Source organism: Priestia sp. SB1, from assembly GCF_038898415.1.
The window spans coordinates 201,530-224,144 of the sequence record NZ_JBBJSS010000003.1 but is presented as its reverse complement, the minus strand read 5'-3'; the positions used below and the strand labels follow the sequence as shown (position 1 = coordinate 224,144).

Genomic DNA, 22,615 nt, shown 5'->3' with positions numbered 1-22,615 from the left:
TTAGAATGACAATCGTAGAAAGAGAGGAAATGCAAATGAGCGGTCGAAAAGATGAAGAATTAGAAGGTGTATCACTCCTTGGAAATCAAGGAACAAACTATTTGTTTGAATATTCACCAGAGATTCTAGAAGCATTTGATAACAAACATCCAAATCGTGATTATTTTGTGAAATTTAACTGTCCGGAATTTACGAGCTTATGTCCAAAAACGGGTCAGCCGGATTTCGCAACCATTTATATTAGTTACATTCCAGATGAAAAAATGGTGGAAAGCAAGTCGTTAAAGCTTTATTTGTTCAGCTTCCGTAACCATGGAGATTTCCATGAAGACTGTATGAATATTATTATGAATGACTTAATTAAACTGATGAATCCAAGATATATTGAAGTATGGGGGAAATTCACACCACGCGGCGGGATTTCAATTGATCCATATACAAACTATGGCCGTCCTGGTACGAAGTATGAAGAAATGGCTAATTATCGCCTGATGAATCATGATTTATACCCAGAAACAATTGATAATCGTTAATTCGAACAAACAGGTTGTGTATGCAACCTGTTTTCCATTGCAAAAACAACAGATGAGAAGGTGAAAGAATGTCACAGAGATCAGCATTAGTATTAGGTGCAAGCGGACTTGTTGGTCAAGAACTTTTAAAAATGTTATTAAGCAATAGCTTATATAACCATGTGACAGTGTTTGTTCGAAAAAAGCTACCAATCGAACACACAAAGCTACGTCAGCTTGAAATTGATTTTTCAGAGCTTGATAAGCACGAAGAATGCTTTGCAGTTGATGATGTATATTGCTGTTTAGGCACGACAATGAAAAAAGCAAAAACAAAAGCGAAATTCATTAAAGTTGACTACGAATTTCCTTTAAAAGCGGCTAAATGTGCAGAAAAATATCGCTGCAAAAACTTTTTAACGATTACAGCAATTGGTGCTGATCTTCGTTCGCCATTCTTTTACAGTAAAGTAAAGGGGCAAGTAGAAGAAGATATCGCAAGCTTGTATATCCGTTCTACTCACTTTTTCCGCCCATCGTTATTATTAGGCAAGCGCCAAGAGTTTCGCCTATTTGAAAAGCTTGGGGGATACACGTTAAAGTCGTGTTCATTTTGCCTTGTAGGAAAGTGGAGAAAATATCGTCCAATTAAAGCGTATAACGTAGCCAAATCCATGATGAAAGCTGCACTTGAAGATAAATGTGGTGTTCATGTACATGAAAGCCAAGACATCTATACAGGTGAATGCTATTATTCGTTTACCAACGGCAAGCGCGTGTTATCAAAATAAAAAAAGCCTCTTCATAAGAAGAGGCTTTTTTCTATCTTCCGTCAGCATCCGCGTTCCCATCACCATCACCATCGTGATCGTGATTAGAAGCAGATTCACTCCAGCTTGTGTAGGAGTTAGAATCTTCTTCGGCATAATTCATGGGTTCAACGGATGTTTTTTTATTTGAAGTTTGCTTGCGTTTAAAAACGAACTGCACGATGAAAAAAAGAATGACAATAAGTGCAACGATAAACAATACAGTATCAAACATGCTAGTAATTCCTTTCAGTAAGTAGGTAGTAGTAGCTTGTTCTTATTGTCACACGAAAATAAGACCCTTTCAAGAAAAAATGGGGCCTGGTTTTGTTTCTTTAAGGAAACTTTTTTTATCTTAGCCATATATTATTGTATGAAGAAACATTTTAGAAAAGAGGGAGTACAGTGAAAAAAAGTTCGAAGGATGTTAAGGTTCAACAGTATATTTATCTCATGTATAAGCTGGGAATTATTACAGAAGAACAAAAGAATCAGTTCTTTCAAAACCACTAAAAAAGCAACCGTTTTTGCGTTCCGGTTGCTTTTTCCCTTTACATAGCAGGATTAATAATCGTGTAGTTTTTGTGGTTGACAACAGTTCGCTGTTCTAAGTCTAAATCCCGGTAGTTTGCCATGTAAGTTAAATCAACAATCACGGAGTTTTCATTTACTTTTTCGACAATGCCCTGTAAGCCATTTTTAAATTCTATCAAGTTTCCTACCTCTGCTATTTTCATCATTCATCGCTCCTTTGTTTTAAATTAGTTCATTATTAATTTTTTCAATAATTTTAATTTTGAAAATAGTAAAACTAGTTAGCGTTTTCTTTTTTTACAATTTTGCCTTAAAACTGGGAATTAGTAAAGGGTTTTTTGAAAAAATATAAAATAAAATTGAAAAAACAAGTAAAATGTGCTGAGGAATAGAAGGAATTGGTAGCTTTAACGAAAGAGAGAAGCAACACAGTTCCATCTTTGTTCATCTTTCGTTATAATAAACGAGGTATAATCTTGTCATAAATTATAAGAATTAGAAGGTGTAGAAATTGAAAGATACTGGACTCGTGCTCGAAGGAGGCGGTATGAGAGGCCTTTATACAACCGGAGTTTTAGATTACTTTATGGAAAGAAATCTGTACCTTCCGTATGTAATTGGCGTTTCAGCCGGCGCTTGTCATGCCACTTCTTATTTATCTAGACAAATAGGAAGAAGTCGCAAAGCTAATTTAGATTTTTTAGAGGATCCTCGCTACTTGTCGTGGAAAAATTATTTTAAAACAAAAGAGATATTTGGAATGGATTTCGTTTTTGATGAAATTCCTAATCAGCTTCTTCCATTTGACTTTGAGGCATTTGCTGAGCGTACAGAGAAGCTTGTAGTAGGAGCAACGGACTGCGTGACGGGAGAACCCGTTTATTTTGATGAGTATGATCGGGATATTTTGACAGCGGTTCGCGCTTCTAGTTCCCTTCCATTTTTAGCACCTGTCGTTACATATAAAGGAAAAGAGCTGTTAGATGGAGGAATCAGTGATCCGATTCCAATCAAAAAAGCAGTGCAGGATGGATATAGAAAAAATATTGTTGTGCTAACGCGAAACGAAGGATATCGAAAAAAGAAATCAAATATGCTTTGGTTATTGAAGCGCAAATATCGTCATTATGATGGGCTGACTCGTGCGCTTGAGAACCGCTATAAATTGTATAATGAAACATTGTCATATATTGAAGAGCAGGAAAGACAGGGGAATATCTTTGTGATTCGTCCGCAATCCCCTCTTGTAGTAGGGCGAATTGAGAAGAATCGTGAGCGTCTCGACGCTCTTTATAACCAAGGATATAAAGAAGCTGAAGCTCAATTTGCGTCTCTGCAAAATTGGCTCAACAGCTAAAAACGAGGTGGAACTGAATGGATGAACAAACAGTAATCAATATGTTAAATGAGTTAAGTGAAGGAAAAGTAACCGAAATTAAAGTTAAAAAAGAAGACTTTCTTGCTTTTCGCCCTTTTTTAGTAAATCGCCCTGATTTCAAACATTTTCGTGGAATCGCCGGACGCGGAGGCGATTTTACCTATACGTATCTAGAAATTCCTAGGAGTTAAACGAAATGATGGCATTATTTGATTATGCCTTATATAATGGATGTATGAGCCTGTACAGTAGAGAATATACTGTTACAAGTGCTTGTGCGTTTATTTAGTAACGTATAGTAAGAGCGAATAAACGTGTTTAGTTATAGGAGGGATATTATGGATGAGTTTCGAAAAAGTACAGCACCTTTTTATTTTGCAGATCATATATGGAAAGATAAAAATGGAATGACGACTTATGGGATGCTGTTAACGAACCGGCCCGAAGATGACGGGGACTATGACCTCCATTCGTTATTAGAAGAAGCATATGTAGATCATAAAAAAATTCTAATTACTACTGTTTACGACAACAGTGAACAGCAGTTGACCGGATACGTGATACATTTATCAGATGATCAAGACGTTTTTACGTTTATGGATGATACGGGTGCTAAGCTAGTGATTGATTTCTATGATGTTGTAGAAATTGAGATCGAAGATTAAAAAGAGCTGAATGTTGATTACAACATTCAGCTCTTTTGTGTAAAAGTAGATGAATTTAAATGTTTATCATAAGAATTATAAGGGAAAAACGAATGAAGAAATTTCTGATTAAACTGAAATAATGCGGGAAAATATACCTGTATTTTAGAAAAATTACCGTGATTATGACAAAAAATAAGGTACAATGTCATATTTGTGTTCCGAACGTAATTTTGTTCATCAAACTTAAAGAAATGTAATTGAATCGTTCGGTGAAACCCCCATATAGCTATGATAGAGTAATACCATACGAAATTTCAGGAGGTATTACCTATGAAACATAGTTATATGAAATCAATGGTAGTAGCTTGTTTAGCTACTCTTTCATTTATAGGTTTTAATGCAACAGCTACGGCTGCAACTAATTATAAAGTAGTCAAAGGCGATAGTCTTTGGAAGTTAGGTAAAAGATATAGTGTAACAATTGACGATATTAAAAAATTAAACAATCGTCAAGGAGATATGATTTATATTGGTGAAACATTAGCTATTCCGAGTAAGACAAAAGTGCTGGCTGCTGAAACAACGGAACCTTCAACGGCAGCACCTGCTAATACGGCTAAGCCAGAACCAAAACCAGAAGCCAAACCTGCAGACCAGGAAACACCTGCAGTTTCGATTTCGTCAAGCGAAAAAGATTTATTAGCTCGCTTAGTAGAAGCCGAAGCAAAAGGCGAATCGTATGAAGGAAAAGTAGGGGTAGCAACAGTGGTGTTAAACCGTGTAGATTCTCCGAAGTTTCCAGATACGGTAACAGGAGTTATTAAACAAGTTGTCGGAAAAGCATACGCTTTTTCACCGGTTCAAAACGGATCAATTAACAAACCTGCTTCAGAAGATTCGAAAAAAGCAGTAGAGCAAGCATTGACTAGAAAAGATCGTTTAGACGATTCCATTTACTTTTATAATCCAAAAACAGCTACCGATAACTGGATTCGTTCACGTGCTGTAATTAAAACAATTGATCATCACGTGTTTGCTAAATAAAAAAGAGGCTGCAACAAAAGTATTTTAGACGAAGTGAAAAACGAACCATTGATCACATGTTGATCAATGGTTCGTTTTTTTTTGATGGTGAATATAGTTTTATCTGCCTCGTTCCTTCTAGCGGTTGATTGGATTCATTTCGTTATGTGTCAACCTCTTTTTTTAGTCTAAAAAGATATCTCGTTCCAAACTGCCTTCAGAACCCGTTAAAACTAGACCAATATCGGTATCAGCTTCTAAGTTCTGAACGATGGTAAAAGGCACTTTATGTTGGTTAGCCGCTTGAATATAAGGGGAGAGGTATGAATAAGACAAAGAGCCATTTAAAAACAAATGACCGTCTTTCACTTTTTTTAAAAGAGGCTTTATTTTTGCTGCATCCTTTTTCATGACTTGCCCTTTTTTTAGCGCAATTTCAATATTCTCACGTAGAGCAGTTAAGAAATATCTTCTTTCGTCTCTTTTTGTTTCCTTTGCTCCGTACATTCCTCGTTCTAAGTATTCTTCTAGTTGATCAGACATTATGTCACTTCCTTTCGTTATAAACTATAAACGATTATGGATATAAGTAAAAGGGACAGGAAAAAAGGAAAATCATTGTGCTATATCACCTGTTTTTTTGCTGAGTACAAAGAAAAACAAAAAATGTGTTGAAATTTAGCCTAAAATATTGTTTAATGTAAATAGATAGAAAATCATATCGGTTTTTTATTAAAGGTTTGTAAGCGATTACAGATATACATACATAGCAGCGTTTGGGGAGACGCTCCTATGATTTTATGTTCAAAGCGCATTGTATAAAAAGGGGATTATATAGCTTTAGGGCATATACGGTCAAGCAAAGGGTCAGATAAATTAATAAAAAATCGCTATGTATTTTCATAAGAAGAACGGTCAACATCTTTGTTGAGCGTTCTTTTTATGCGTTCATATTATGTTTATTTCTCATTGCAGCAGCTGCTGAAAATGCTAAAAGGACATTCCTCGTTTCATCTCTCTTATTTTACATGTAGTATGTTTCAAAGCCTTAAAAAATATGTCTGTACGCTTGTTTGATCCTAATGAGATGATAGAAAAAGAATATTTTTTAAGAAATCACAAAAAAAGAGGCGATTGCCTATGCAAGAAGTAGGTGAATAACATATGTAATAAAGAGAATGAAATATAATTTGAGGAGGCATGTATCATGCAAGAATTTGATATTAATGACATAAGAAGACCATTTGGTGGTTTTGGAGGCTTTGGCCGTCCAGGATTCGGTTTCGGTCGCCCAGGTTTTGGTTTCGGTCGTCCTGGTTTTGGCTTCGGCCGTCCGGGGTTCGGTTATGGCTTTGGTCGCCCTTGGGGTTGGGGCTTTGGAGCTCCATTTCTTGGAGGATTAGTTCTTGGAAGTGCATTAGGAGGTCCAGGTTATTACGGCTATCCAGCACCATATTATCCGCCGTACCCACCATATTATTATTATTAAAATAGTGAGCGCTGATAAAGCGCTCTTTTATTATGTCCAATACAAGGTATATATAGAATGCATGCAAGACGTTACGTTTAGAAAATGATAACAGTTTTAAATAAGGAATGAATGCTTAAGCTAAAGGAGACAAGTTTTCCTTGCAACAATTGTTGATTTTGCTATAATAACTTCGGTGGCATTTTTGGTCACTGGGTGGGCGAGGGATAGATGAAAAGAAGGAAATTAGATTGAACGCATTATTTGAAAAGTTGTTTCGTTTAAGCGACCACCAAACAACTGTCGGAAAAGAAAGCTTAGCTGGGGTCATTTCATTTCTTTCCATCGTGTATATTATTGCTGTTAATTCAACCATTTTGTCTGATGCCGGTATTCCGCTTGAAGCAGGAATATTCGCAACAGTGGCTTCGGCTTTTGTAGGCTGTGTTATTATGGCTTTTTGGGCAAATGCGCCGCTCATTCTGGTGCCAGGTATGGGGATTAACGCATTGTTTACGTATACGATGGTTCAATCAATGGGATTATCTTGGCAAGAAGGGTTATTAGCAGTAGTGATATCCGGCTTTCTTTTTATAGCATTAGCTTTTTCACGACTGTCTGCCAAAATTGTTTCTTCGATTCCGCATTCGTTAAAAGAAGCGATAACAGTCGGTGTTGGCTTATTTTTAACATTTATCGGTTTGCAAAAAGGGAAGCTTGTAGTTCCAAGCGAAAACACTTTTGTAGCACTTGGAGACTTGTCAGATCCGTTTGTTATCAGTACGCTGTTGACGTTAATTATCACAATCGTACTGTTTATCCGAAATGTGAAAGGTAACTTTTTGTTAAGCATGATTGCTGGATCCGTCCTTGCCTTCTTACTTGGTGTAAGAAGCAGTGCAGAAAATGGACAGTCCGCTGCGAGCGTGAACGACTTCTTTAGCAGCTTTGGCACATTGTCTTTTGGAGCCATTGGAGACGTTGCGTTTTGGGCAGCTGTCTTTTCATTAACAATGGTATTGATTTTTGAAAATATTGGTTTGCTTCATGGTCAGCTAGGTATGATGAATCAAGATAGCAAATTTCCGCGGGCCTTTCAAGCAACAGCCGCCTCAGCTTTGCTAAGCGGGGTGTTTGGAACAAGTCCAACGGTGTCTTCTGTAGAAGGAGCATCTGGTATTGCAGCTGGAGGGCGAACGGGTTTAACATCGCTGATTACAGGAGTTTTATTTTTAAGTTCACTTCTGTTTATTCCATTTATCAAGCTGGTTCCAGATAGTGCTATTGCACCTATTCTCATTGTGATTGGAGCATTGATGATTCAAAATATCAAAAACATCAATTTACAGGACTTAACAGAAGGTTTCCCTGCATTTTTAATTATTGCGCTTATTCCTCTTACGTACAGCATTGCTGATGGAATTGCATTTGGGTTCATTGCGTATCCACTGCTTAAATTATTCCTTGGTAAAATGCGTGAAGTATCGATGTTTATGTATGTAAGCGCGCTATTGTTTTTCTTGAATTTTGTGCTGCATTATATTGCTTAAAATAGACAGCTGAGTACTTTTGCTCAGCTGTTTTTTGTGTTTGCGGTAAAGAATCCTCTTTTTAGATATCATACTCCGTATTTCGTGTCCTTTGGTTAATCAGCCGCTTCTAAAATGGCGTTTCCTGCGTAAAGTAGTACAGAAGTCGGAGGGGATATAAGGGGGAGAAAACGATGGGAATTAAATTAATTAAAATATCAGCCGTTTATTTTGGAATTGGCATCATATTGGGGTATTATATGTCAATTGTTCACAGCTACGCTTTGACGCCTGTTCACGTGCACATTAATTTATTAGGATGGACGTCGCTTACGTTAGCGGGACTTATTTATTATTTGTTTCCTGCGTTTAGCGAAAGTAAATTAGCTAAACTGCACGTATGGTTGCATAATATAGGATTACCGGTCATGATGATTGGTTTATTTCTCATGATCGTACTAGAAAACCAAGCTTTTACACCCGTAGTGGCAGCAGGAGCAACACTTACGGCTATTGGCGTTTTAATTTTCGTATATCACATCCTTAAAAATTTGAAATCTGAACGATAAACCAAGAAGGTCGTTGACGATGGCTGCTAATTTCAAAAGGAAAAAGAACCAGCTATAGCGAATATACATGTAAACAAGGTGAAAGTGCGATTTACATAAAGGTGTGCTAGGCATCTTTATAAGGAGGGGTAAGCTGCAGGGATTTCTAGCTCTTATAAAAGCCAATAAAAGGGCTGATTATAAGTTTCTTGCGGCGGAGATACTATGGGAGAACATCAACAATTAGTGCGTGTTAGGGAGCTAGCAAATGAAATTATTCGACTTCGTCTTCAAGACCGTACGACTTATGACGAATTAGAGTTGCAAAATAATGTAGAGTTGTTGTCTCGTTCTGTGGTTGACTTAGTAAACATTATGTTAGCCGAAGATGTGGATTCGTCTACGTCTTTAAAAGCTACAGCTTCTAAAATGAAAATGGTGTATAATAACATGCATCAAGCTGAGAAAAAAGATTATTTGCATTTCTAATTGCTAGGCTCCTTTTCGCCACAAACGAAATGGAGGTGTACGAGGCAGATGCTATCGTCACTAACGACTTCTGAAGCTATTGTAGCATCCGTTCTTGCACTGGTTGTCATTGCCGTTTCCATTATCTTTTTTGCCACTCTTATCATGGTTGTTGTTCGACGAGAAAGAATCAGCAGCTTGGTTAATCACGGAGAGCATGCAGATGGGAAGCAAAAAAGCTTAGGTGAATTTTTTCGTTCTTTACGGAAAAAATAACTACCGTTTTCTTATTAAATAGATAAAAGCGGTCAATTTAAACGTTGACCGCTTTTTTTAGATGGTTTGCTTATTTTTTTCTAAAACAATACGCGCTGCTTCACTAACAGATGACACAACAGCAGAGGCGTGGCGCTGAACAGCTTCAGGAGCTGTAGCCATAGCGAAACTGTTCGGCGTTAATTGAAACATAGGAACATCGTTAAATGAATCCCCCACACATGCAATTTCCTCTGGTTTTAGCTGAAGATGATTTAATAAAATTTCAATGGCATTTCCTTTGCTGATATGTTTAGGCATAATATCCAAACACTGCTTGGCAGAAATATATGTATCAATATAATCACCAAACTCTTCGTTCACTTCTTTTTGCAGAGCTACCATTTCATCATGATCTCCAAGAACCGTGATTTTAGATGGAGAAAGAGCGTGACCAAATGAATCCGTCATTTCAATTTGTTCTTCGATAGGGAAAAACATGTGAGTTTCAATCGCTTCAATGATTTCATTTCGCTGCTCTACATAATTCGTGTCGTTTGAACAGACAAGCGTAATACGGTTAGGATCTATCGTTTTTTTATAAAGTTGAACCGCTAAATCATCTTCAAACACTTTTCCATGAAGTTCTTGATTTTCTTTGGTCCACACAAATCCTCCGTTTTGGCTAATGCGATGAAATGTATTATTAATATCAGTAGAAATCTTTAAAATTTCCGTATCCATTCGTCCAGAAGCAAGACAAACCTCTACTCCTTGGCGCTGAAGTTCACTAAGTGCGTCTGCATTATGCTGTTCTACGTATTTTTCTTCGTGTAAAAGAGTGCCATCTAAGTCGCTTACAAATAATTTAATCATCTCTTGAAAATTCCTTTCCCTAAAAAATTTGCTGTGATAAGAGCGTTACAAATTTATTACATTCCTTATTCTATCAGTGTTTCCCAAGAAACTCATAAAAAAAGCTCAAACCGGCGATGAATTCAAAGGGATCAAGACATAACTGCATCAATTTTTTCCGCAGGAGTGTTCGCTTTGCCCTTCAAACAGCTAGAAACAGCTACATGAAATCCAGTTCACGATCACAATGAAAAAATCCGAATGGAGTTGATTCTCAGTCAAGAATCTGGATTCACCGTTCGGATCTTTCTTCAGCTAAAAATACATTTGTCGCAGCCTTTTTTTAGGTTTGTTCACTGTAAAAAAACAGCCGCGGTCTAAAAGACCGCAGCTATGTTTTACAATACGTTAAAATATTTCGCTTCAGGATGTGCAAAAACAAGGGCTGTAACAGAAGCTTCTGGTTCCATCATGAAACCGTCTGTTAACTGAATGCCGATGTCTTCAGGTTTAATTAATTTAAACAGTTTTGCTTGGTCTTCAAGGTCTGGACATGCGGGATATCCGAATGAAAAACGCTGACCTTGGTATTTGGCTGAAAAACGCTCCGCCATTGTAAAGTCAGGCGAATCGGGGAATCCCCAGCGGTCACGAATTTGCTGATGAACACGTTCTGCTAATCCTTCAGCTAGTTCAAGCGCAAGAGCTTGGAACACGTGACTCTTTAAAAACTCGCCGTTTTCTTTGAATTTCGCCGCGCGTTCGCGAATGCCTGTTCCTGCTGTTACAGAGAAGAAACATACATAGTCCATCTCTTTTTCTTTAGGCTTTGCAAAATCAGATAAGCACAGGAACTGTCCTTTTGCTTGTCGAGGGAAGGTAAAGCGTTCAATTTCTGTTTTTTCATCAGCAGGATCATAAATAATTAAATCATTTCCGTCTGCTTGAGCAGGGAAGAACTGATAAATAACCGCTGGTTTAATTAAGTTTTCTTTTAGTGCCAGTTCGAGAAGGTCATCAACGGTTTCTTTTAATTGAACAGCACGCTCGTCTTTTTCAGCAAGCAGCTTATTCACTTTTCCTTTTAGTCCTAAGTGATGGCCTAAAAGCATCTGCCAGTTAATATACGGAAGAACCTGTGCCAAATCGTAGTGTTTGACAACGTGGCGCTTTAAATCAGCCGGTACAAAAACAGGAACATCCGTTGAAATGGCGGATCTTTCTAAAACAGCCGTAGCTGCTTGAGCGGTTTGAGGCTGGCGTTCTCGAACCGTTACTTTCTTTTCTTGACGCGTTTTTAAATCTGCTAAAAGCTGAATAACTTCTTCTTTGTTCTGCAGCTTATTTGCTAACGCTAATCCGTCCATCGCATCTTTGGCGTAGAGGACGGCACCTTCATATTCCGGGGCAATTTTAAAGTCAGTAAATTTACGGGAAAGGGCAGCGCCTCCTACCATAATTGGAACATCAATGCTTGATTGCGTTAAATCTTGTGCAGTTAAAACCATTTGCTGAGCTGATTTTACTAAAAGACCTGACAGGCCAATGATGTCTGGCTTTTCGTCTTTTACTGCTTCAATCAGCTGCTGCGGCGTTACTTTAATTCCTAAATCAATGACTTTAAAACCATTGTTGCTTAAAATGATGTCTACTAAGTTTTTACCGATATCGTGCACGTCGCCTTTAACCGTTGCAAGAATCACTTTTCCTTTTCCAGAATCATTTTCAGTTGCTTCCATATGAGGTTCTAAAAAGGCAACGGATGCTTTCATAACTTCCGCACTTTGAAGCACTTCTGCTACAATCAGCTGGTTGTCATTAAACAAACGTCCGACTTCCGCCATCCCCTTCATAAGCGGTCCGTTAATAATATCTAACGGATCATCATATTGAGCTAAAGCCTGTTCTAAATCAGGAAGCAATCCTTCTTTTGTACCTTCGACAATATACATTGCCAATCGTTCTTCAAGTGTTAACGTAGAAATTTCTACTTTTGCTTCTTTCTTTTTATCACGATAAAAGTCCGTAAACGTGCTTAGCGTTTCATCAGTTGTGTTAAATAATAACGCATTAGCAAGCTCAATTTCAGCTTCTGGAATAGAAGCATAGCGCTCTAATTTTTCTGTATTAACAATGGCATAATCGAGTCCAGCCTGCGTACAGTGATAAAGGTAAACCGCATTTAGTACTTCACGTCCGACTGGAGGAAGACCGAATGACACGTTACTTACGCCAAGAATGGTCAGGCAATCAGGCAGGGCTTCTTTAATCATTTTAATTCCCTTAACTGTTTCTTCAGCAGAACCAATATATTGTTCATCACCAGTCCCTACAGGAAACACAAGAGGGTCAAAAATAATATCTTTTGGATTAAAGCCATGTTTTTCAACAAGCAAATCATGTGAGCGTTTAGCAATCTCTACTTTTCTTTCTGCAGTAACCGCCATGCCTGTTTCATCGATTGTACCGACAACCAGAGCTGCACCGAATTTTTTTACTAGCGGCAAGATTGCATCAAAACGCTCTTCACCATCTTCTAAGTTAATGGAGTTGATAATGACCTTACCTTGCGAGTACGTTAAAGCTTTTTCAATAACTTTCTCGTCAGTTGAATCGATTACAAGAGGAACCTTCACTTTTTTTACAACTTCTTGAATAAATTCCTCCATGTCTTCCATTTCTTCACGGTCTGGATCTGCTAAGCAAATATCAATAACGTGAGCACCATTTTTAACTTGAGCACGCGCAATTTCAGATGCTTCTTCAATTTTCCCTTCCGCAATCAGACGCTTGAACTTGCGAGAACCGATTACATTCGTACGTTCTCCCACAAAAAGAGGGCGCATAGAATCGTCATATACAAGCGGTTCAATACCGGTTACAGCATGATTATGCTCGGAGCGATCAAGCGAACGAGGAGCAACCTCTTTTACCGCTTCAGCAAGTGCTTTAATATGAGCAGGCGTTGTACCACAGCATCCGCCTACAAAGTTCAACCAGCCTTTATCAGCAAATCCTTTAATTTTTTGAGCCAGCAGCTCAGGGGATTCATGATAATTGCCTTCTTCATCCGGAAGTCCAGCGTTTGGATAACAGCTAACAGCTGAAGTGGCTAGGTCTGAAAGAGAGCGAATATGATCCGTCATAAATTCAGGACCTGTCGCGCAGTTAAGTCCGACTGAAAGAGGCTTCATGTGTTCCAGTGATAAGTAAAAAGATTCGATATCTTGACCAGCGAGAGTTGTTCCCATTGGCTCAATCGTTCCTGAAATCATAATTGGAACTTCTATTTTCAGTTTTTCAAACGCCGCTGTAATGCCTAAAAACGCAGCTTTTACGTTCAGCATGTCTTGACAGGTTTCGACTAGAAGTAAGTCAACGCCGCCGTCTAACAAACCCCGAGCTTGCTCTTCGTACGATTCTACTAACTCAGGGAATGTAATACCTCCCGTAACAGAGAGAGTTTTAGTGGTAGGACCGATAGCTCCAGCTACGAACCTAGGCCATTCGGGAGTTGAATATTTATCGCGGGCTGCACAAGCAAGCTTCACAGCTTCGATATTCAATTCATACGCCAAGTGGCCTAAATCGTATTCATCAAGTACGGTAGATGTTGAGCCAAACGTATTGGTTTCAATGATGTCAGCACCCGCTGCAAAGTACTCTTCATGAATGCGCTGAATCACATGAGGCGCTGTTCGGGTCAAATATTCGTTGCAGCCTTCATATTCTTCGCCGCCAAAATCTTCAGCGCTTAAATCAGCATCTTGAATCATCGTTCCCATTGCTCCATCGATGACGAGTATTCGCTTCTTTAGTTGTTGTTCGATAAGTGAGCTCATTTATATCTTCCTTTCTGATGTAACGAGTTGCTTGTCATGAATATAGCGTGTTAGAATTTCGGTCATTTCATAGCGCATAAACGGCGTAATTAAGTAAATACCGTCAAATAGTTCATATGCTGTATCAATTAAGTTTTTTGCAATCGCAAGGCCTTCGACTTCACCGCGAATCCGGTCATTTCCCGTTGCGTCCATACGTTCTAGAATATCTTCTGATAATTTAATTCCAGGTACTTCATGGTGAATAAATCGAGCATTTCTTGCGCTTGTTAACGGCATGATCCCGATGTATACCGGTGTTGTTAAATGTTTGGTTGCTTCATATACCTCTTCAATTTGCTTAGTTGAATAGAGAGGCTGAGTAATGAAATAGTGAGCCCCGCAGTCGATTTTCTTTTCCAAGCGCTGAACGGCTCGGTCTAAGTGACGCACGTTTGGGTTAAAGGCAGCTGCAATGGAAAAATTGGTTTTTTGACCAAGCGGTTTGCCGGAATAAGATAGTCCTTCATTAAACTGAGCAATTAAACTAATCAAGTCAAATGAAGATAAATCATAGACCGAAGTGGCGCCAGGGAAATCGCCAACTTTTGACGGATCACCGGTAATTGCAAGCACTTGATTCATTCCTAGCGTATGAAGTCCCATTAAATGAGATTGAAGTCCAATTAAATTTCGGTCGCGACAGGTAATATGAATAAGCGGTCGTGCTTTTGTTTCTTGTTGCATCAGTGTTGCCATTGCCAAGTTGCTGATGCGAGGTGAGGCAAGAGAATTATCAGCTAATGTAATAGCATCTACGCCGACTTTATCAAGTGCTTTTGCGCCTTCTAAAAATTTCGTCGGACCAAGCTGTTTAGGCGGATCCAGCTCAACGATAACCGAGCGGCGCTTCTTCACAATTTCGTGCATATGAGGTTTATCCTGCTGCTCACGCTCTTGAACCGTAACGGCTGGTCTCATTTTAACGATTTTGCTTGTAATCGGCGGCAGGTCTTTTAAGGCAGACGACATGGCGCGTACGTGAGCTGGTGTTGTACCGCAGCATCCTCCAATTAAGCGAACCCCTTGTTCGCGGAATAAACGCGCGCTTTCTACAAAGTAGTCTTCATTCGTTTCATATTCCAGCTTGCCTTCCACATACGCCGGAAGGCTGGCATTAGGGTAAGCAGATAAGAAAGCACGATCAGGAAGCGGTACTTCTTCAAGAGACTGAATCATATGATAAGGACCTAAACGGCAGTTTAGCCCGACAACATCTGCTCCCAAGTCTTCTAATTCTTTTAATGCATCTGCTAAAGGACGCCCATCTTGCAGTACGCCAATATCATGCAGGGAAACGTGGGTAATAATAGGCTTATCCGTTTCTTTTCTTGCTAGTGTAAGAACGGTCTTTAATTCTTCGAAATCATAGTATGTTTCAAATAAAAGGCCATCCACGCCTTCATTTAAAAGCCAAAACATTTGTTCACGAATGCTTCGCTTAACCTCTTCTAAGCTAATAGCATTTTTTTGGAAAGAACGAATTCCGCCGAGTGTACCAACCACGTAAGCCTGATCGTTTGCAGCTTGTTTCGCTAATTTTACACCAGCAACATTGATGTCTTTGACTGAATCTTCTAATCCATAACGGGCAAGTTTTTGATAATTAGCAGCGTACGTATTTGTTTGAATAACGTTTGCACCAGCTTCTACATAGGCTCTGTGAATACGAGAAACCTCTTCTGGTTTGGTGATGTTTAGTTCTTCAAAACAGCTGTCAATACCGTGTGAGTAAAGGAGGGTACCAGTGGCACCATCCCCAATTAAAATTTTAGACTTTAAATCTTCAAGTAACCCCATGTCAAAACCTCCTTAAATTGTTCCGCTTCTATTTCACGAGTGATTCGTTTTATGCAATATGCCGATAAAATAGAAAAAGTCTTCTTAAGAAGAAGACTTTTTTCGCCTTCTTATCTTCCAAGCAATAAATTAATTGCTTGCTGGATTTAGCACCATGTCTCTAACGACTGGTTGCTGAGGTTTCAAAGGGCCAGTCCCTCCACCTCTCATGATAAGAATCAATTGTATATAATTGAAACATATTTTTTTAAATAGAAAGAATACTTATTTAATAATTTATCTGATTTTTAGAAATTATACAACAGTAAATTGTGAATTTCCAGCAAATATTGAGGAAAATTTAAAAGCTAAAGGGAAAATATCCGTATATTTTGTTTGAAAACTGCCGTTATGTTAAGGGATAAAGGGTTTTCATGAAAAAAACAAGAAGGAAATAAAAAAACGAAAAAGGAATAGCACCGGGTGAGGCGAGGATTTACATATAAAAGGCTCGTCTTTTTTTAACCGTTTCTACATATAGTGAACTATGAAGGGTAGAAGGGTGATGGGCATGAAAAGGTGGAAACTCACGCTGCAGGTTGCTGCTACGTATGTAGGCACCGTTGTAGGAGCCGGTTTTGCAACAGGCAAGGAAATTGTTCAATTTTTTACACAGTACGGCGAACTTGGAATGGTTGGAATTTTGGTCAGCGGCTTGTTTTTTATTTGGCTAGGTTCGAAAATGATGCTGCTTTCGCACGCAATTGGGGCTTCTTCTTATCAGCAGCTTAATACATATTTATTTGGTGATGTACTTGGAAAAGCGGTAAACGGTGTAATGATCGTCATTTTATTTGGAGTAACTTCAGTCATGCTAGCGAGTACGGGGGCAATAGGAAAAGAACAGTTCGGGCTGTGGCCTCCTGTTGGGATGATTTGTACAATTGTTTTAACTTATATATTTATCGCAAGAGGAATTAACGGTATTTTAATGGTTAATTCTCTTGTTGTGCCGATGATGCTTTCATTTGCTTTTATCATCTTTGTGCCAAATGTCAGCTATTTCTCACTGATTCAAACGAAGCCAGACTTAACGCTCGTCACACAGTGGAAGTGGGCGGTTAGTCCCTTTTTATATATTTCCCTAAATCTAGCTTTGGCTCAGGCCGTTTTAGTTCCATTAGGAAGCTCCGTGAAAGATAAGAGCGTGATCAAAAAAGGGGCCGTAATAGGAGGATGTGTACTTACGTTTATGCTTGTTTCTACTCATCTTGCCCTTTCCAATTTGCCTTATTCATTTCAACTTGATATTCCTATGAGTGCCGTTGTTAAAAATATCTCAGTGTGGGTGAATGTTTTATTTACGGTAGTTGTGTTAGGCGAGATTTTTACTACATTGATTGGAAATGTATTTGGAATCGCTAAACAGCTTCAATCATTTCTTCCCCTGAATGACAAACAAGCTTTTGCGTTTATTATCTTGGCATGCTTTATTATCGGGCAATTTGGATATGCTCAGCTTCTTGAGTTTTTGTATCCGATATTTGGCTATATTGGACTAGCTTTTGTATGGATGCTATGTATTAAAAAAGAAAAAATAAGCTAAAAGATAGATTTTAAAGAACAGATGTGAAAAAACGAAGTTAAATGATGTGACAAGTCGATTTTACTTTGCTATAATGTAAAACAAATAAGACTCTAGCAGTCGAATATATTATCCTTCGGGGTCGGGTGTAAGTCCCAACCGGCGGTGATAAAGCATATGCTTTTAAGCCCGTGACCCGTTTTCATACGATGTATGTTAGCGGTGGATCTAGTTAAAATCTAGAGCCGACAGTAAAAGTCTGGATGGGAGAAGGATCAGGAAGCACAGTTGTTTTTTTGTGTTGTATTAATAAGGGACAGGTTTGCCTTTTTTAAAGCTACCCTTGTTTTTGTACACAAAACATAACTGTTTATTTCGTATACAATTAGCGGAATTTTGCATAGATAAAACTGATTCAGCTCAGCCGACCCCTTGGACATTTGTTCAAGGGGCTTTTTTATTTTCAGTGGTTGGGGGAAAGATAAATATGAAAAAAAAGCAGCTGCTATTTCAAAACGGCATAAGAAGTTGGAATAGCGCCAAAGCAGGTGAAGAAAATGTTCACAGGTATTATTGAAGAAATTGGAAAAATAAAACGGATTCAAAAGGCTACAGAAGCAATTGTTCTTACGATTGATGCGAAGACCGTGTTAGAAGATGTGAACTTAGGGGACAGTATTTCAGTTAACGGCGTTTGTTTAACCGTAACGGCTTACTCTCAAAATGAATTTACGGTCGACGTCATGCCGGAGACGATTAAAGCAAGTACCCTGCAGCTTCTAACCGTTGGATCACGTGTTAACTTAGAACGGGCGATGGCTGCAAATGGCCGGTTTGGAGGGCATTTCGTCAGCGGACACGTTGATGGAATTGGAACCATTGTAAGCAAAACACGTAAAGGAAATGCCTTTTATTATGAAATTCAAGTGGATCCTGAACTTCGTGAATTTATGATGTTAAAAGGATCTGTTTCTGTAGACGGAACAAGTCTTACTATTTTTGATGTCAGCAACCAATCATTTACTATTTCTCTTATTCCTCATACGGTACTTCACACAGTCGTGGGAGACAAACAGCGAGGAGACAAGGTGAATATTGAATGCGATATGTTAGCTAAATATATGCATCAGATGATGGCTAACAAGTCAACTCCTGGCGCCTCGAATCGTTCAGGTAATATGAAGGATTTATTGCAGCAGCATGGTTTTACAAATTAACAGTGAGGTGAAAGAGATGTTTCATAAAGTAGAAGAAGCCATTGAAGAGTTGAAAAAGGGAAAAGTGGTTATTGTATGCGATGATGAAGATCGAGAAAATGAAGGAGATTTTATTGCATTAGCTGAAAAAACGACGCCTGAGGTTATTAACTTTATGGCTACTCATGGAAGAGGATTAATTTGTACACCTGTTAATGAAGAAATTGCGCATAAATTGAATCTTCACCCGATGGTAGCGAACAATACGGATGTCCATGGAACAGCATTTACAGTAAGTATTGATCATATTTCAAGTACAACAGGTATCAGTGCATACGAACGTTCTGCTACCGTTATGGCTCTTGTAAATGAAGCAACGGTAGCAAGTGATTTCCAACGACCAGGACACATTTTTCCGTTGATTGCAAAAGACGGGGGCGTTCTGCAGCGTGCGGGTCATACAGAGGCCGCTGTTGATTTAGCCGTGTTAGCAGGAGGAAAGCCTGCGGGTGTTATTTGTGAAATCATGAATGAAGATGGAACAATGGCACGCGTACCGGATTTAACAAAGATTGCAGAGCAATTTGATTTAAAAATGATTACAATAAAAGATTTGATTGCCTACCGCCGCAAACATGACCAGCTGATTAGCCGTGAAGTAGAAGTAAGCTTACCTACGGCATTTGGTGATTTTAAGGCTGTAGGATATACAAACAAACTTGATAATAAAGAACATGTGGCTCTTATCAAGGGTGATATCGATCATAATAGCCCCGTTCTCGTGCGTGTTCACTCCGAGTGCTTGACTGGAGATGTGTTTGGCTCTGAGCGCTGTGACTGCGGTCCTCAGCTTCACGCGGCTCTTACGCAAATTGAAGAAGAAGAACGCGGCATTCTGCTGTATATGCGTCAAGAGGGCAGAGGTATTGGCTTATTAAATAAGCTAAGAGCATATAAGCTGCAGGAAGAAGGATACGATACCGTAGAAGCGAATGAAAAACTCGGGTTTGCTGCGGATTTACGAGAGTATGGAATCGGTGCTCAAATCTTAAAGGACCTTGGAGTCAAACAAATGAAGCTTTTAACGAACAATCCTCGCAAAATTACTGGGCTAAAAGGCTACGACCTTGAAGTGGTAGAGAGAGTGCCTCTTCAAATGCCGGCAGTGGATGCCAATAAAAAATACTTAGATACCAAAGCTAAAAAACTAGGTCATTTATTACATTTATAAGTTTACACTTTTTTTCGTTTTAACAAATGAAGCTAATTCATGAAAAGAAATGTAAATAACTATATATTACTACTAGCAGGAGGAACAAGAGATGAATCATTTATATGAAGGAAATTTAGTTGGCACAGGATTAAAAATCGGAATCGTGGTAGGGCGTTTTAATGAATTTATTACAGGGCGTTTACTTAGTGGAGCAGAAGATGCGCTTAAACGTCACGGCGTAGCTGATGAAGATGTAGACGTGGCTTGGGTACCGGGCGCTTATGAAATTCCATTAATCGCTAAAAAATTAGCTGAATCTAAAAAATATGACGCGGTTATTACTCTAGGAACGGTTATTCGAGGAGCTACTCCCCACTTTGATTTTGTATGTAATGAAGTAGCAAAAGGCGTTGCATCTCAAAGCTTACAAACAGGCGTACCAATTATCTTTGGTGTATTAACAACTGAAACAATTGAGCAAGCAATTGAACGTGCAGGAACAAAAGCAGGAAACAAAGGATGGGAAGCTGCAGCATCAGCTATCGAAATGGCTAACCTTTCAAAAATGATTGAAGGATAATAGAGGACGTTCCAGTTTTTGTGAGTTAAAAGAGGCTGAAACAAAAATATGGTAGTTGAAAGAAGATCCGAACGATGAATCGTTCGGATTTTTTCATGGTTAGGGTTACATTACAACGTAGGTTTCCTGTATGTAGGCTTCTAACTGTTGAGTGGAGAGCAGGGCGAAGGCTCCTGTAGGGAAAGCGCAGCCTTGCAGGGAAATCACCTGCAGTGCAGCAAGCGATCCATACTATCTCATGTATCCGATTTGTTCGCCTTTAGATTGGATTGATGTAGTATGTCTCAATCTCTTTTGAATAGCAGCTAGCTATGTATAATTTAGCTAAAACGTCTTACTCTAAGTAATAATTAGGTCGTAAAAGGGAGACGTCTATGCCTCATTATACTGCTTTTTTTGCATTGATTATTATCAGCACAGCCGTTTTGCTTACAGTATTCATACGTAAAAAAGATAAAAAGCTAGTCGTTTTGCTTTTTTTTATCATTGGAATGGCTTATGTACTAGAGTATGTTGTATTTGTGTTGTTTGAAAGTTACGAGTACGATCCTGATTTTATGACCAATGAATATTTTGATAATTTGTTTGGGTCCTTAACTTCTCAAACGTTTGCTTTTCCAATCATGGCTATGGTGGTAGCTGCTTATCAATTGAAATTTCGCTATATTTTAATCATTTCGGCTATGTTTATGGGGATTGAAGAATTATTTTTACACTGGGATATTTATACACATCACTGGTGGAAAACAATTTATACAGGCGTTTTAATGACTATAGGCTTTAGTATTTCAAAGATTTGGTATGTATGGCTAACAGAACGGTATATGACATTTGTGCATTACGCTACATTTTTTCTGGGAATGCTCGCCATTACTTCTACTATTATGTTTCTGCTGTTAGCATACTTTCATAATAATTGGTTTTATACGGGATGGTTTGCGTCGGTTACTCATGATTCCGTAAATGCAACGATGATTTATGTTTGTATTGTTACGATTCTCCTCGTTTGGAGTGTAGTCAAAGAATTTTTTATTGGAGCTGGGATCATTATAGCGGGGCTGCGTATAGTAGATATTTTACTAATTCACTATGGGATTTTACTGGTATCTATTACCACTTCACTTGTTCTTTTTACGCTTTTACAAGCGGGGATATTCATTCTGAGCGTTATGCTTCAACATTTTATTATGAAAAATTGTTATGGGACGAGTAAAAAAGACGTTGCGTTTCCAGCGAAGAACTACTAAGATAATACGTAACTCAAATAGTTTAGTTCAATAATATTTGAAACAAAGAAAAATGAATTGACGGTTATGCGTATTATTTGTAAGATAGGAAAGCAAATAATAGAAAGCCGAAACAGGGGAGTGAAGGATTCGTGAAAGAGTCCTTTTTTGTAGAAAAGGTACTTAATAATAATGTATTAATTGCTAAACACCTTACCTATGATGAAGTTGTGCTAATTGGGAAAGGAATAGGGTTCAACAAGAAAAAAGGCGATGAAATCGATGCAAAAGCCGTGGAAAAAATGTTTTTGTTAAAGAGTGAAGAAGAGCAAGAACAGTACAAGCAGCTTTTAGCTCAGGTGGATGAAGATGTAATTGAAATGATGAATGATATTGTAACGCATATTCAAAAACGCGTTAATATCCCTTTGAATGAGCATATACACATTTCATTGACAGATCATATCGCCTTTGCGATAAAACGTTTTCAGCAGGGGATGGGTCTTAAAAATCCATTTTTACTTGAAACAAAAGCCTTATATCCAGAGGAATATACGATCGCATCTGAAGTGGTAGAGATCATTAGTCGTAAAATAGGCGTGCAGCTTCCGGTAGGAGAGATTGGTTTTATCGCGCTTCATATCCATAGTGCGCTGACTGAAAAAAACCTGTTAGAAGTGAATCAAGACTCGCAGCTTATTCAAACGATCATTAATGTGATTGAAGAATCGCTTCATCTGCAGGTAGACAAAGAATCTGTACACTATATGAGATTGATTCGTCATTTGCATTTTGCCATTGATCGAGTAAAAACAGGGGAAAAAATAGAAGAGCCAAAAAAAATTGCTTTGCTATTGAAAGAAGAATATCCTCTGTGTTACAATGTGTCTTGGAAAGTGATAAAAGTAATGCAGCAAGCGTTACATTTACCTGTGTATGAAGCAGAAGCAGTTTACTTAACGATGCATCTGCAGCGACTTATAACAAAAACGGATTTATAAAATCATTTCAATACGTGTTACTGATACGATCAGGCATGAGTGAGAAATGAAGCGATGTGTAATTGGATGAGTGTATCCATTTATCGTTTCTTTTTCCTCATGCCTTTTTTTGTTATAAGAAAGCGCAA

At 38.4% G+C, this 22,615-nt stretch carries 23 protein-coding genes and 2 riboswitches; of the genes, 17 read left to right on the top strand and 6 right to left on the bottom strand.

The features are described from left to right. The first annotated feature begins 35 nt into the window (after window positions 1-35). Together queF and WKH56_RS11760 are read left to right on the top strand one after the other, a co-directional pair. Window positions 36-533, top strand: a complete 498-nt coding sequence (gene queF / locus WKH56_RS11765; RefSeq protein ID WP_013055985.1) for a preQ(1) synthase — start codon at window positions 36-38, stop codon at window positions 531-533. Window positions 534-601: 68 nt separating this feature from the next. Beyond that, window positions 602-1,303: an NAD(P)H-binding protein gene (locus tag WKH56_RS11760; protein ID WP_028414147.1), complete on the top strand. Its 702-nt coding sequence runs from the start codon at window positions 602-604 to the stop codon at window positions 1,301-1,303. Between the two features lie 31 nt (window positions 1,304-1,334). Here the strand turns inward: WKH56_RS11760 and WKH56_RS11755 are convergent, their stop codons facing one another. Then, on the bottom strand, window positions 1,335-1,556 hold the full coding sequence (locus WKH56_RS11755; protein ID WP_047751404.1) for a hypothetical protein: 222 nt from the start codon (window positions 1,554-1,556) through the stop codon (window positions 1,335-1,337). A gap of 316 nt (window positions 1,557-1,872) precedes the next feature. Beyond that, window positions 1,873-2,058, bottom strand: a complete 186-nt coding sequence (locus WKH56_RS11750; RefSeq protein WP_048020030.1) for a YkvS family protein — start codon at window positions 2,056-2,058, stop codon at window positions 1,873-1,875. A 308-nt stretch (window positions 2,059-2,366) separates the two neighbouring features. Between WKH56_RS11750 and WKH56_RS11745 the strand changes: the two genes are divergently transcribed. From WKH56_RS11745 to WKH56_RS11730, 4 genes are all read left to right on the top strand, one after another. After that, window positions 2,367-3,212, top strand: a complete 846-nt coding sequence (locus WKH56_RS11745) for a patatin-like phospholipase family protein (protein WP_028414145.1) — start codon at window positions 2,367-2,369, stop codon at window positions 3,210-3,212. 17 nt (window positions 3,213-3,229) lie between these two features. Continuing rightward, window positions 3,230-3,424, top strand: coding sequence for a hypothetical protein (locus WKH56_RS11740; protein WP_033578384.1), 195 nt, complete (start codon window positions 3,230-3,232; stop codon window positions 3,422-3,424). A 147-nt stretch (window positions 3,425-3,571) separates the two neighbouring features. Beyond that, on the top strand, window positions 3,572-3,898 hold the full coding sequence (locus WKH56_RS11735; protein WP_013082248.1) for a hypothetical protein: 327 nt from the start codon (window positions 3,572-3,574) through the stop codon (window positions 3,896-3,898). 312 nt (window positions 3,899-4,210) lie between these two features. Next, on the top strand, window positions 4,211-4,924 hold the full coding sequence (locus WKH56_RS11730; RefSeq protein WP_098112871.1) for a cell wall hydrolase: 714 nt from the start codon (window positions 4,211-4,213) through the stop codon (window positions 4,922-4,924). Window positions 4,925-5,086: 162 nt separating this feature from the next. Here the strand turns inward: WKH56_RS11730 and WKH56_RS11725 are convergent, their stop codons facing one another. Beyond that, entirely contained in the window at window positions 5,087-5,446 is a 360-nt protein-coding gene (locus WKH56_RS11725) for a YueI family protein (RefSeq protein ID WP_014461047.1), read from the bottom strand. Window positions 5,447-6,110: 664 nt separating this feature from the next. Here WKH56_RS11725 and WKH56_RS11720 point away from each other — a divergent pair. The 5 genes from WKH56_RS11720 (at window position 6,111) to WKH56_RS11700 (ending at window position 9,192) form a co-directional block, all read left to right on the top strand. Then, window positions 6,111-6,392, top strand: coding sequence for a hypothetical protein (locus tag WKH56_RS11720; protein WP_033578387.1), 282 nt, complete (start codon window positions 6,111-6,113; stop codon window positions 6,390-6,392). A 230-nt stretch (window positions 6,393-6,622) separates the two neighbouring features. Then, window positions 6,623-7,921: an NCS2 family permease gene (locus tag WKH56_RS11715; protein WP_063247566.1), complete on the top strand. Its 1,299-nt coding sequence runs from the start codon at window positions 6,623-6,625 to the stop codon at window positions 7,919-7,921. A gap of 173 nt (window positions 7,922-8,094) precedes the next feature. Continuing rightward, window positions 8,095-8,469: a cytochrome-c oxidase gene (locus WKH56_RS11710; RefSeq protein ID WP_063247565.1), complete on the top strand. Its 375-nt coding sequence runs from the start codon at window positions 8,095-8,097 to the stop codon at window positions 8,467-8,469. Between the two features lie 204 nt (window positions 8,470-8,673). Continuing rightward, window positions 8,674-8,937: a hypothetical protein gene (locus WKH56_RS11705; RefSeq protein ID WP_013055998.1), complete on the top strand. Its 264-nt coding sequence runs from the start codon at window positions 8,674-8,676 to the stop codon at window positions 8,935-8,937. Between the two features lie 48 nt (window positions 8,938-8,985). After that, a complete protein-coding gene (locus WKH56_RS11700) occupies window positions 8,986-9,192 on the top strand; it encodes a hypothetical protein (RefSeq protein ID WP_013055999.1) in 207 nt (68 codons plus the stop codon). A 57-nt stretch (window positions 9,193-9,249) separates the two neighbouring features. On the opposite strand, the gene WKH56_RS11695 is transcribed toward WKH56_RS11700, so the two are convergent. The 3 genes from WKH56_RS11695 to WKH56_RS11685 form a co-directional block, all read right to left on the bottom strand. Continuing rightward, window positions 9,250-10,047: a Cof-type HAD-IIB family hydrolase gene (locus WKH56_RS11695; RefSeq protein ID WP_063247564.1), complete on the bottom strand. Its 798-nt coding sequence runs from the start codon at window positions 10,045-10,047 to the stop codon at window positions 9,250-9,252. A 377-nt stretch (window positions 10,048-10,424) separates the two neighbouring features. Further along, the gene (gene metH / locus WKH56_RS11690; RefSeq protein ID WP_028414139.1) at window positions 10,425-13,868 is read right to left on the bottom strand and encodes a methionine synthase; all 3,444 of its coding nucleotides are present in this window, start codon (window positions 13,866-13,868) and stop codon (window positions 10,425-10,427) included. Continuing rightward, a complete protein-coding gene (locus WKH56_RS11685) occupies window positions 13,869-15,707 on the bottom strand; it encodes a bifunctional homocysteine S-methyltransferase/methylenetetrahydrofolate reductase (RefSeq protein ID WP_243495631.1) in 1,839 nt (612 codons plus the stop codon). A gap of 107 nt (window positions 15,708-15,814) precedes the next feature. Next, window positions 15,815-15,925, bottom strand: a riboswitch (SAM riboswitch). A gap of 332 nt (window positions 15,926-16,257) precedes the next feature. On the opposite strand from WKH56_RS11685, the gene WKH56_RS11680 reads away from it, so the two are divergent. The 6 genes from WKH56_RS11680 to glcT all read left to right on the top strand — a co-directional run bounded on the left by WKH56_RS11680 (window position 16,258) and on the right by glcT (window position 22,487). Further along, on the top strand, window positions 16,258-17,292 hold the full coding sequence (locus WKH56_RS11680; RefSeq protein WP_231099212.1) for a YkvI family membrane protein: 1,035 nt from the start codon (window positions 16,258-16,260) through the stop codon (window positions 17,290-17,292). Window positions 17,293-17,399: 107 nt separating this feature from the next. Next, window positions 17,400-17,550: riboswitch (FMN riboswitch) on the top strand. A 278-nt stretch (window positions 17,551-17,828) separates the two neighbouring features. Then, on the top strand, window positions 17,829-18,488 hold the full coding sequence (gene ribE / locus WKH56_RS11675; RefSeq protein ID WP_028414136.1) for a riboflavin synthase: 660 nt from the start codon (window positions 17,829-17,831) through the stop codon (window positions 18,486-18,488). A 16-nt stretch (window positions 18,489-18,504) separates the two neighbouring features. After that, complete coding sequence (locus WKH56_RS11670) at window positions 18,505-19,698, top strand: bifunctional 3,4-dihydroxy-2-butanone-4-phosphate synthase/GTP cyclohydrolase II (protein ID WP_243495633.1); 1,194 nt, start codon at window positions 18,505-18,507, stop codon at window positions 19,696-19,698. A 91-nt stretch (window positions 19,699-19,789) separates the two neighbouring features. Next, complete coding sequence (gene ribH / locus WKH56_RS11665; RefSeq protein WP_013056007.1) at window positions 19,790-20,260, top strand: 6,7-dimethyl-8-ribityllumazine synthase; 471 nt, start codon at window positions 19,790-19,792, stop codon at window positions 20,258-20,260. 374 nt (window positions 20,261-20,634) lie between these two features. Continuing rightward, the gene (locus WKH56_RS11660; RefSeq protein WP_033578393.1) at window positions 20,635-21,507 is read left to right on the top strand and encodes a hypothetical protein; all 873 of its coding nucleotides are present in this window, start codon (window positions 20,635-20,637) and stop codon (window positions 21,505-21,507) included. A 131-nt stretch (window positions 21,508-21,638) separates the two neighbouring features. Beyond that, window positions 21,639-22,487, top strand: a complete 849-nt coding sequence (gene glcT / locus WKH56_RS11655) for a glucose PTS transporter transcription antiterminator GlcT (RefSeq protein ID WP_013056009.1) — start codon at window positions 21,639-21,641, stop codon at window positions 22,485-22,487. Window positions 22,488-22,615 lie beyond the last annotated feature (128 nt).